This is a genomic window from Streptomyces aureoversilis, assembly GCF_042657885.1.
GTDB classification, from domain to species: Bacteria; Actinomycetota; Actinomycetes; order Streptomycetales; family Streptomycetaceae; genus Streptomyces; species Streptomyces aureoversilis.
On record NZ_JBHSKJ010000042.1, the window covers coordinates 1 to 9,583 of the forward strand.

Annotated in this window: 8 protein-coding genes and 8 pseudogenes; 10 read left to right on the forward strand and 6 right to left on the reverse strand. The window is 61.2% G+C overall.

The features are described from left to right. Positions 1-127: 127 nt before the first annotated feature. Positions 128-208 (reverse strand): annotated as a pseudogene (locus ACFPP6_RS36690) (helix-turn-helix domain-containing protein); the annotation flags it as partial. A 124-nt stretch (positions 209-332) separates the two neighbouring features. Between ACFPP6_RS36690 and ACFPP6_RS35960 the strand changes: the two are divergent. Together ACFPP6_RS35960 and ACFPP6_RS35965 are read left to right on the forward strand one after the other, a co-directional pair. After that, on the forward strand, positions 333-668 hold the full coding sequence (locus ACFPP6_RS35960; protein WP_382051085.1) for a hypothetical protein: 336 nt from the start codon (positions 333-335) through the stop codon (positions 666-668). A gap of 438 nt (positions 669-1,106) precedes the next feature. Further along, positions 1,107-1,448: a hypothetical protein gene (locus ACFPP6_RS35965; RefSeq protein WP_382051086.1), complete on the forward strand. Its 342-nt coding sequence runs from the start codon at positions 1,107-1,109 to the stop codon at positions 1,446-1,448. A gap of 40 nt (positions 1,449-1,488) precedes the next feature. Here ACFPP6_RS35965 and ACFPP6_RS36695 read toward each other — a convergent pair. Next, a pseudogene (locus ACFPP6_RS36695) lies at positions 1,489-1,639 on the reverse strand (IS6 family transposase); the annotation flags it as partial. 12 nt (positions 1,640-1,651) lie between these two features. Here ACFPP6_RS36695 and ACFPP6_RS35970 point away from each other — a divergent pair. The 7 genes and pseudogenes from ACFPP6_RS35970 to ACFPP6_RS36610 form a co-directional block, all read left to right on the forward strand. Further along, positions 1,652-2,035 (forward strand): VOC family protein, encoded by a 384-nt coding sequence (locus ACFPP6_RS35970; RefSeq protein WP_382051087.1) that lies wholly within the window; start codon positions 1,652-1,654, stop codon positions 2,033-2,035. 24 nt (positions 2,036-2,059) lie between these two features. Beyond that, a pseudogene (locus ACFPP6_RS35975) lies at positions 2,060-2,185 on the forward strand (helix-turn-helix domain-containing protein); the annotation flags it as partial. 46 nt (positions 2,186-2,231) lie between these two features. Beyond that, a complete protein-coding gene (locus tag ACFPP6_RS35980) occupies positions 2,232-3,218 on the forward strand; it encodes a hypothetical protein (protein WP_382051088.1) in 987 nt (328 codons plus the stop codon). Between the two features lie 177 nt (positions 3,219-3,395). Next, entirely contained in the window at positions 3,396-3,626 is a 231-nt protein-coding gene (locus tag ACFPP6_RS36595) for a helix-turn-helix domain-containing protein (RefSeq protein WP_417802672.1), read from the forward strand. Then, on the forward strand, positions 3,554-3,820 hold the full coding sequence (locus ACFPP6_RS36600; protein ID WP_417802668.1) for a helix-turn-helix domain-containing protein: 267 nt from the start codon (positions 3,554-3,556) through the stop codon (positions 3,818-3,820). The genes ACFPP6_RS36595 and ACFPP6_RS36600 overlap by 73 nt, the downstream gene beginning before the upstream one ends. Beyond that, entirely contained in the window at positions 3,744-4,160 is a 417-nt protein-coding gene (locus ACFPP6_RS36605; protein ID WP_417802670.1) for a transposase, read from the forward strand. The genes ACFPP6_RS36600 and ACFPP6_RS36605 overlap by 77 nt, the downstream gene beginning before the upstream one ends. 113 nt (positions 4,161-4,273) lie before the next feature. Further along, a pseudogene (locus ACFPP6_RS36610) lies at positions 4,274-4,511 on the forward strand (helix-turn-helix domain-containing protein); the annotation flags it as partial. Here ACFPP6_RS36610 and ACFPP6_RS35995 read toward each other — a convergent pair. The 3 pseudogenes from ACFPP6_RS35995 to ACFPP6_RS36005 all read right to left on the reverse strand — a co-directional run. Beyond that, positions 4,511-5,428: pseudogene (locus ACFPP6_RS35995) on the reverse strand (IS701 family transposase); the annotation flags it as partial. The pseudogenes ACFPP6_RS36610 and ACFPP6_RS35995 overlap by 1 nt on opposite strands. A gap of 143 nt (positions 5,429-5,571) precedes the next feature. Continuing rightward, positions 5,572-6,027, reverse strand: a pseudogene (locus ACFPP6_RS36000) (transposase); the annotation flags it as partial. Positions 6,028-6,158: 131 nt separating this feature from the next. Next, positions 6,159-6,347: pseudogene (locus ACFPP6_RS36005) on the reverse strand (transposase); the annotation flags it as partial. A 173-nt stretch (positions 6,348-6,520) separates the two neighbouring features. Between ACFPP6_RS36005 and ACFPP6_RS36010 the strand changes: the two are divergent. After that, positions 6,521-7,555, forward strand: a complete 1,035-nt coding sequence (locus ACFPP6_RS36010; RefSeq protein ID WP_382051089.1) for a hypothetical protein — start codon at positions 6,521-6,523, stop codon at positions 7,553-7,555. Positions 7,556-7,827: 272 nt separating this feature from the next. On the opposite strand, the pseudogene ACFPP6_RS36015 reads toward ACFPP6_RS36010, so the two are convergent. Beyond that, positions 7,828-8,333 (reverse strand): annotated as a pseudogene (locus ACFPP6_RS36015) (transposase family protein); the annotation flags it as partial. Between the last annotated feature and the right edge of the window lie 1,250 nt (positions 8,334-9,583).

Sequence of the window (9,583 nt, forward strand, 5' to 3'; positions counted from 1 at the left end):
TCCGAGAGCATGATCCGCCTCGCCGCCATCGCCAACCTGGCCAAGCGAGCAACCGGAGAATCCACCTCTACCTGGCGAGACGCATAAAACGCAATCACTCATGAACTACGCGAACCAGACGTCCTCTTAACTCGGCCGCCTCGAGACGGATCCGCTCACGGGAAGCCCGTCGCTCGGCAGCCAGCCCACCTCCTTGCGGATACTCCATCCCAACGGCATACCGCAACGATCACCACCTGTCAGCCCCACGACAAGACACAGACAAAGTCAGTAAAGTGGCAGAGTCTTTGCGCATCAGAACTTAATTCGATTCCAGTAAAATAGAGGTAGAGGTGAGTCGGATCATTAAACTAGCCGGAATCATTACGGGGATTGCTCTCGCGGGAGTTTTCGTTGTCACGCCAGCTGGCGCGCTTGAGGGAAGTCTGGGAGACTCCTCAGCCATGATGGAGAAATCCAACCCGGCAAACGTAAAGATCGGCGATATTGAAGACGACGCTTCCCGCTGGTATAAGATGGGCGTGGCGCGGGCGAATTTTGAGAAGCGGAAAAATAAGGATAAGAAGAAGAGCTTACTGAAGGCGAATAACGCCTTATGTGAGCCTGTAGGCTTGGTGGCCGGCGATGACTGCTTGGACTATAAAAAAGGATATGACTCCGTAAAATAACTGATTTGGGTGCTAGTGGCATCGGTTAGATAGGGGGTGCTTGTCGCTTCCAGCAGTAAATGGATTGCCGCTCATGCATCCTATAGCATCACAGCTTTCCGCAATGGCAGCATATGTGGCCGCCCAGCCCCTGGCTCTAGTTCGACAGCCCGCCATTCCCGATAAAGAGAGACAGCTAATATGGGCTCAAGACGGTAGTGCGATGGAAGCGCCTCGAATCCCGACAGCCTGTGCTCACGATGACGCCTCGCACGGTGCTCCGAAGGGGCCCATCTTGTTCTCAGTGAGCAGCTACCCATAATCCATCGACCTTTGGATAACCTTCCCGGTTGCAGAAATTGCTTTAGTCGGACTTTCCTGGCAGGAGCGTGAAAAATGCGAAACAGGCTACGTGTCAGCTTTGGGTTAGCGATGGGGGCATGTTCAATGGTGCTCTTGATGGCATCAGATGCATCGGCAGGTCAAGTTTTCAGTAAGCCGAAAGAGAGCTGCGCCGAGCCTAAAGGGAATGGTGCAACAGCGTACACCCGTAAGGGCAAGGACGGCGACGAAGAATATATTCCCCAGCGCAGTGGTGAACTGAAGTGGGAAGCTGGCAAGTGCCTCAAAGGAAGTGAATATAGGTTCGATAAATACAACCAAAGGGGGGGGCGTAGCTGGTTTACGGATAGGTGGTACGATAAGGGTGGGACGGACAAATACTTCTATAAGTCCCAATGTACTTATCAAGGCAAGGAGCTATGGTTTGACGGTAGCGAAATTACATGGACGCAACGTTAGTGTTGCTATCTACGGCGACGGCATTGCGAGGTGAAGCGTTCATCGCTCTCTCGAGCTGATGGGCCGGATGGTGGGAGTTTTCCACCCGGTTGTTCAGGGTACTTCGAGGAGTGCCGTTCCACCGAGGCCATGGCCTGGCGGTGGGCGGCGCCGTAGGAGTGCAGCTTATTGGTTGTGATCACCTGTGGCACGTAGATATCGCCATGCCCAACTTCGCCGAGCAGCGCCGGTTCTACACCGAGCTGTGGGGCCTGGCGGAGACCGCCGGTGACACCGGTGTCTCGTTTCTGCCTGCCGAAGGCTCCCCGGAGCAGTACGTGGTGCGGTTGCGCGAGGACGTCCACAAGCGCAAGGACCTCATTGCCTTCGGTGCCGTCGGCACCGGCGATGTCGACGCCTTGGCCACACAACTGACGGATCACGGCGTGCAGTTGGTCCACGAGCCGGAATGGCTGGAGACTCCCGGGGGCGGCTACGCGATCCGCTTCTTCGACAACGAGGGCCGCGTGGTCGAGGTCTCCGCCGACGTCTCTGCCCGCCGGCACCGCAAGGTCGAGGCCCGTGAGTCAGGCCCCATGTGCTGTTGAACTCTCCCACCCCCGAGGCCACGGTTGCCGGTGGTCGCTAAGCTGGTGCAGGCGGACGAGGGCACTGTCCGGGACATGATTCACCGGTTCAACGAGATCGGTCTGGCCTGTCTGGACCCTCGGTGGGTGGGAGGTCGTCACCCCCGAATAGAACCGATAGAGTTTCAGATCAAATAGCCACCCGGAGGTTTTGCCTATGAACATCCTTCGTTCAACATCGGTAACAATTGCCGCCTCGCTGATTTTTGCCGTTCCTTCAATCGCGCACGCAAGCCATAGTAGGGCTCCTCGCTCAAGCCCTACGTTCAGAGATCCGCTTGTCTGCCTGAAGGCAGACAAGCAGATCCTCAAGCAGCTTCCTCTCAGCGGATCATATCTCCTGAACAACACGAACAAGCCATTGATGTTTTTAATCTATGGCAATCACAACACGGCGGTAGGGAAAGCGATCCAGGGCAGTATCGACATCATTACATTAAATCCGAGAGCGTTCGTGCAAAGTGCCAAGAAGGTGATTGATGGTGCCGCAGATATCAAGAAAATGGGCGAAGCGATGGACGCTGCGTGGGATATTTCAAAAACCGTAGACGGGCTCAAGGGCAGTAAAGACACGTATACGGCCGAAGAGCTACACCACTTCGATAAAGTCCAGAAAGAGATCGAAGGGCTCGAGGATAAATGGGGCAAGATTCCTAAAGCTCCTGGGAATTCCCAAGGTTGCCTAGTGGACCTAAATGAAGAAAAAAGGTACTATAAGTTGAGTGACGTTTGGGGGTTCTCAGACCTTTTCTCTCCTACTGGATGGTACAGCAGGTTGCAGGGAACGAAGGCAATCCTTGATGTAATTCAATGCGAAAAAGAAGACTGTACCAAGGGTCGGCACCGACATCTCAAGTACAGTGAAATGAGCGACGATACATCGTACTGGATTGACGAGTCTGGACTTTCGAAAATGGGGCCAGTTCCACAAGGGAATCCCGATCCAGTCCAGAGGGCAGCTCAGGAGGCTGGGCTGAGGGCTTATGTCGGAGGGGAAAGGAATATTGTCGGAGTGAAGAAACTTCCAGGAAATTTAGCAAAGTGGGGCGCCTGGGAGGATATTCAGCCGTCGAAGCCGGAGGAGAGTGAGATGGTGTGTAACCCACCCCTGAAGTCGTTTCCGGTAAAGAGGAGGGTCGGATAATCCAGTTAAGGTTTTCTTGTGGGCCGGTAACTTTGCTATTGATCCGAAGCGCTTTGAGTTCAGGCTCGTTGACTGTGCGTGAGTGAGCTGGTGGGGGATGCGCGAACGTGGTCGCCGGATGCGCAGGAGGCTGTGCGGTTGCTGGCAGTGTCCGCGTTGGTGGAACGCCGGGACCGGGTGGAGGTCGCTGCCTTGTTCAAGGTGTCGGTCAAGGCTGTGGACAACTGGTGGGTGAAGTGGCAGGTCGGCGGGCGGGAGGCATTGCTGTCCCGCGCGCGAGGCCGTCGCGTCGGGGAACACCAGGTCTCCTGTCCGAGGCCGGGCAGGCCCCCGCCGTGCGGCAGGCCGTCCTCGATCACACCCCGTCCGGCCTGGGGCTTTGTGGTCAGTTGTGGACACGGGGGCTGATAGGCGAGCTGATCTTCAAGCTGTACGGGGTTCGCTTCACCGAGCCTGGTGTGGGTAAGTACCTCAAGCGGTGGGGGCTGACCTTCCAGCGTCCGGACAAGCGGGCCGTCGAGCAGGATGCGGAAGCGGTCCGCCCCTGGCGCGAGGAGACCTGGCTGGCGATCCGGGCCAGGGCGAAGGCGGACAGGGGGTGAAGTCCTCTTCGGTGACCAGGTGGGTATCCGTTCGGACCAGGTCACCGGCCGCACTTGGGGTGTCAAGGGGACAGCGCCGGTGGTCCGCCGCACCGGGAACCGGTTCTCCGTGAACGCGATGTCCGCGATCAGCACCCGCGGCCGGATGCACTTCGTGATCTTTACCGAGTCGTTCGACGCGAAGGTCATGTGCCGCTTCCTCGCCCGGAGCACCGGCCACTTCGACCACAAGATCCACCTGATCGCCGACCGGCACTCGGCCCACCGCTCGAAGACCGTCCGGGCCTGGCTCGCCAAGCACAAGGAAGAGATCGAGCTGCACTTCCTGCCCTCATATTGAGGACCTTCAGCGCGGCCACCGATTGGGGGATAACTGTAGGCCCGTAACGAGCAGGGCTCCCTGACTGTTGGGCGAGATGCCTGACGTCTCAACCACCCGACCAGGGAGCCCTGTTGGTTATCTATCCTTGCGCATTGGACCTGCCGCACGCCCTCGTAGAGTGGGTCACCATGCTGATCGTCACCCGCGAGGGTGACCGCCGCTGCAAGCTGCGGCCCTCCCAGCGGGCCCTGGTGGCGCTGGTCTTACCTGCGTGAGCACACCACCCTCGCCGCGGGCTTTGGGATCAGTGAAGGCACTGCCCCCGCATACGTACACAGCGTGACCAAGTTGCTGGCATCACGGGCTCCGGTGGCATTCTCCGGCAGTCTGCCCGGATCGGTGGTGGCCACGACCAGGCGGCACGGGCTGTTCGGGCCGTAGCCGCTCAGGCGGGCGTCGGCGGTCCACCAGGTCTGGGTGTGTCCGTCGCGGAAGTGGCGCTCGACCGGCATCCAGTCGCCCGGATGGTCGGGGCCGGTGCCGGCCAGGGCACGGGCGGCGTCGATCGGGGTGTGCGGCTGGTCGGCGCGGGACCAGGAGCCGTGGTGCGGCTTGAGTGCGACGATGTAGGGCAACCCGGCATCGCGCAGGGCGAAGTACCAGTCGTCGCTCGTGGAGTAGGCGCAGTCGGCCACCACGGCCCGGCAGGCGAAGCCCGCTTCCTTGCCCTGGGCCGCGAGCGCGGCGGAGATCTGCGGTTTGGTGTGGAAGGCGGGATCGGCCCGGCCGCGGTCGAAGTGGTGGGCGGGGGTGTGCGGCTGTGTGTGCAGTGGGTAGTAGATCCGTCCGTCGGTCCACACCGTGGTCACCGTGACGATGCCGTTGTCGGTCTTGCCGTACCGGCCCAGCCACTGCCGGCCCACGTGCGCGGTCGCTGTGCCGTCCTTGCGGTCCCCGGAGTCGTCGATCACGATGACCCCGCCGTCATGCGGTGCCGTTGCCTCCTGCTCGCGCAGCAGTTCAAGTCGCCGGTCGTTGACCTGCCTCCCAGGGGGACTCGGACAGGAAGAACTGCAGCCGCTGCACCAGCGGACCGCCGGCGCCTGCCATCGGCTCCGCTCCGGCCAGACACGTGAGCGCCTTGTTCCGGTCCCGCGGGGCGAGCAGCCCTGTGGGGTACTCGCGGAACCCCCGCCTCTGAGCCAGACTGAAGAAGAGGTCGTCGAACCGGGCCGCTACTCCTCCAACGGTCCCGGCGCGGGCGGACACGGACGGCGAGCGGTCATCTTCGCCCCCCCCAGCAAGGCAGTTCACGCCTGCTACCGGACTACGACCAACACGACCTGCCGTCAACCCACCCCGCCACCGGTATTCACGAACTACCGGTAGAGAGCGTTTCGTCCTGGGAGTCGTGTTTGGTCCCGGGGTAGAGCAGGCGGACACCGGCCGCGGTGGCGGAGACGCTCGCGGCGGTGACCATGACGGTCAGCAGCAGGCCGAGCGTGTCCGTGCCCAGGTGGCGTTTACGGCCGATGATGCGCTTGCCCGCGTCCGTGCTCTGCCCTGGTCCGTGAGGTGCACGTTGGCGGAGTCTGGGAGTCCAGGACACAGGCGGACTGCTCCGCGTCGCGGCCCTCGCGGACCAGACGCTGCAGGAGACCGGTGAGCTGCTCGAACACTCCGTCTTCCTGCCAGCAGGCGAAGTAGTGGTAGGCCGTCGGCCAGGGCGGGAAGTCGTGCGGCAGATAGCGCCAGGGGATGCCGGTGTGGTCGACGTAGAGGATGGCGTTCATCAGGGAGCGCAGGTCGTGCTCGGGCGGGCAGCCGATGTCCAGGCCTGCCCGCGCCGCTCGGCCCGCCAGGCGGCCAGCACCGGCTGGATCAGTGCCTAGCGTTCGTCGGAGACGCGCCTTGGGTATCCGCTGTGTGCGGTCATGTCTCCCAAGCACCGCAGCGATGTTGACCGGTGCACCCATGCAGGAGATGTCAATGACGCATGCCTTGGGCTCAGATACGGCCGGGCCGGCCGGCGACCGGCGGGATGCCGTCGACCAGGTTCAGGCTCTGCGTGACATCGTTGACGTTGGCCGCGGTGGTGATCACCTTGAACGGGGTGCCGTTGCCGTCACAGATCAGGTGATGTTTACTGCCGGTCTTGCGGCGGTCGACCGGCGAGGGGCCCGTCGCCTCGCCCCCTTTTTTCGCCCACTCCCGGGGCATGTACGGAAGCCGCCTTGGGAGGCCACGAGGAAAGCCTGCGGCGTACTCGTGGCGATGCCGCAGGGACACAGTCGGGCTCCTCCTTCATCGAGCGAACCACAGTGAACACGGGAGCCGTCCCGAACCCCGCCCTGCCGTCTGCTGCCAGGAGACTGTGGTTGTTCTCGCCGCGTAAGCGCGTGCTGGTGACGAGCGCGTCGCTGACCGTTGACGAGACTCGGCAGCAGATCGAGGAGAGGTGGCAGAAGCGCTCCTTCAGGTCGATTCAACCTGAGGAGGAAGAACGTCCCTTCGAAGCAGTGCACCCTGACGCCATCGACATTGACCACCCGTTGATGGTGGTCCTGAGGGACAGCTGGGACCGACCGCGTTCACTGCCCGTCACCAGGGAACCTGATGGCACCCTTCAGGCATCTCTCTCGTTGGCCGCGGAAGCCCCGAACGGTCTGGATCCCGACAGGCACCGCTGGCAGGTCACCCTCACCGCCCCCAGCCACCCCGTGCCGCCCCTTCCTGTACTGGGTTCGCACGCCGTGATTGCCGCAGGGCAGAACCCGTGGGAGACCTTTGTTCGAGCTGCGGACGGGGGAGTCACCTACTGGTCGCACCGTTTCGACTTCGTCCACAGCGGGGCTTCCCTGGCGGGTTCCCTCGCCTCCCCACGGCTGGCTTGGCCGGGTATCAAGAGCACGCTGAAGGTCGCCGCATCTGCCCAAGGTGCAGACGTCCGCCCGAGTCCAGCAGGGAAGCGGGCAGCCATCACCGAACGCCTCCTTGGTTCCAGGACAGCGCTGGAAGATCTTGCTGCCAGCCCTGGGTGGGCCCTGCTGCGCATGTTCATGTCTCCAGCCGTCCCCGGGGGCTGCCCGGTGGGCAGCTGGTGGAAGCTCAAGTCGGCAACGGTGCTGTCCTGGGAGGCCATCGCCGGCCTCGATGACCGTGGATGGGAGCCGACGGCGCGGCGAGAGCAGGTGGATCAGTGGACGTCCCAGGGCGTACTGCGCCGCGGGCTGATCCTGGGCTGCGGCCACTGCCCGATCCTCGAGTTCTATCCTCTGTCGGAGATCAGCCAGAGCTATCTGTGCCGGCGCTGCGGGGAGACCAACCAGCTGACATCTGACCGCTGGAGACCTGCGGCACCAGAGCCTCGATGGTTCTACGACCTGCATCCGGCAGTCTGGAACTCGTGGTGAACGACGGGGACGTCCCCCTTCTGGCCACACGGTTTCTCCACGGCGAGCCCTGGGCGCGTCAGGCACTGGTCTGCGAGGAGTTCGAGCTCCTTGTGGACGGCAACCCTTGTGTCGAGATGGACTTCGCGCTCGCCACCGCCCAGGGACTGTGGCTGGCTGTTGAGAGGCATTCACCGTGCCCATGTCGTGGGCGGGGTTCGGGCGTTGATCATGCCGACGAGTTCGGTGGCATGCCGGGGCCAGTGAAAGACGTCACGGCCAGCGGTGGGTGGTCATGCGGCGAGGGCGAAGTTGTGCATGTGGGCCACGGCCTGGACCGCGTGATGGAGGCCGTCGTCGCGTTGTCGGCAGTCGCGAGGATCTTGTAGTTCTTCATCCGGCCGATCACGTGTTCCACGCGAGCACGGACCCGACGGTGCTCGGCGTTGTCCTCCTCCTCGCCCTTCAACAGCGGTCGGCGAGGGCGTTTGCGGTGCGGCACGATCAGACCAGTGCCGATGTAGGCACCGTCGCCGAGCACCATCACGCCCCCGCACACTGCGGCCAGGCCGGAGGCCCGCCACGCGCGGGCATCAGCGGTAGTGCCGGGCACCGGCTGAGCGGTGGCCACCACCAGGCGCGTGTCCGCGTCCACGATGACCTGCACGTTCGCGGAGAACCGGTAGTTCCGGCTGGAGGTGGCCACACTACGGTCCCATACCGGGATCAGCGTCCCGTCTACGATCCACAACGGCTCGCCGGTACCCCGCTCGCGCCGGAGGGGCTCCAGCGCGAGCAGCGAAGACGCTGGACGCTGCCAATCTTCCTCAGGCTTTACGGACCAGGTTAGGCACGGGCGTCCGTCCGGCGCCCACGCAGCCCCCCCTCTCGGGCACGAGGACTGTCCGTGCGGTCTAACCGGATAGGCTTCACAATTCCAGCTCCATGAAAGCATCACGATCCTCAGTACTCGAACAGCCCCGTGGGGTACCTGGGCCTCACGAAGATCGTTCAGAAGGAATTAGGTCCACATTGATTGCCGTGCCCCTGACACGGGACGCTCGGATTCATTCCCAGGCGCCTATATGTATTTCGATGTTGCTGTCCTATGAAGCTTTGCGCGTACGCTTCTCTACGTATGCTTTCCGATTTGCTCTTGAGTGTTTCCCTGTTTAATGCAAGCAGATTGGGCTCGAGGGCGATTGTCACCCGACGGCTCGCATTCCAGAAATGCCGAAGTGAGAGAAAATTGAGAATTTAAATTCTGGCGAGAAATACTTAGCAGTAAGTTCATGGACTCCCCGCTCAGCGTAAATGAAGATGTTCCCATTAGTGCGACCACGGATGTAATCGTTGTCACAAATGCGCTCTTGAAAAAGCTGCGACAGTTTTCCACTATATTCCTTTGGGTGGGAAGTTTGCGCCCGAGCTGCACTGTTGCCACTTATGTTGGTTTGTGGGCTGGTTAGATACGGTATATTCTTACTCCCCTTTCGTGGGAGGGTTAACGGTGAGAGGTAATCCCAAGTAGGGATAGTGGCAGATAACTAGCCAGGTGTCAATGTCGAGCTGTTCAATCCCTCCTTGCTTGCCTCGACTGGTTGGCATTGAAGGAAGGCTGGCTAGTGACATTTCTGGAATCCTGTATATCGACTACTGGCTTTATCTGTGTGTTTTCATGTGAGCTGACGTGAGGCGATCGTTGCGGTATGGCGTGTGTATGAAGGCGGCAGAGTTATTCACGGTGGGAGAGTCCAACGCGACGATCCCCGAAAAAACCTTAGTCGTCCTCCATGTGAGGTCCGCTTAGAGCACCATAAACAGCGAACCACTGTATGAAATATCTGTTGCACTCTGTGCGGAAACGTGAGGTCATGCGGCCTTTCTCGCTGTTGAAAGATTGTTCGATGGGTCTGCAATCTCTTAGAGGACGTCTGGTTCGCGTAGTTCATGAGTGATTGCGTTTTATGCGTCTCGCCAGGTAGAGGTGGATTCTCCGGTTGCTCGCTTGGCCAGGTTGGCGATGGCGGCGAGGCGGATCATGCTCTC

Coding starts and splice junctions, on each gene's coding strand:
- ACFPP6_RS35965 (WP_382051086.1), top strand. CDS start 1,107: ATGGCATCAGATGCATCGGCAGGTCAAGTTTTCAGTAAGCCGAAAGAG.
- ACFPP6_RS35970 (WP_382051087.1), top strand. CDS start 1,652: ATGCCCAACTTCGCCGAGCAGCGCCGGTTCTACACCGAGCTGTGGGGC.
- ACFPP6_RS35980 (WP_382051088.1), top strand. CDS start 2,232: ATGAACATCCTTCGTTCAACATCGGTAACAATTGCCGCCTCGCTGATT.
- ACFPP6_RS36605 (WP_417802670.1), top strand. CDS start 3,744: ATGCGGAAGCGGTCCGCCCCTGGCGCGAGGAGACCTGGCTGGCGATCC.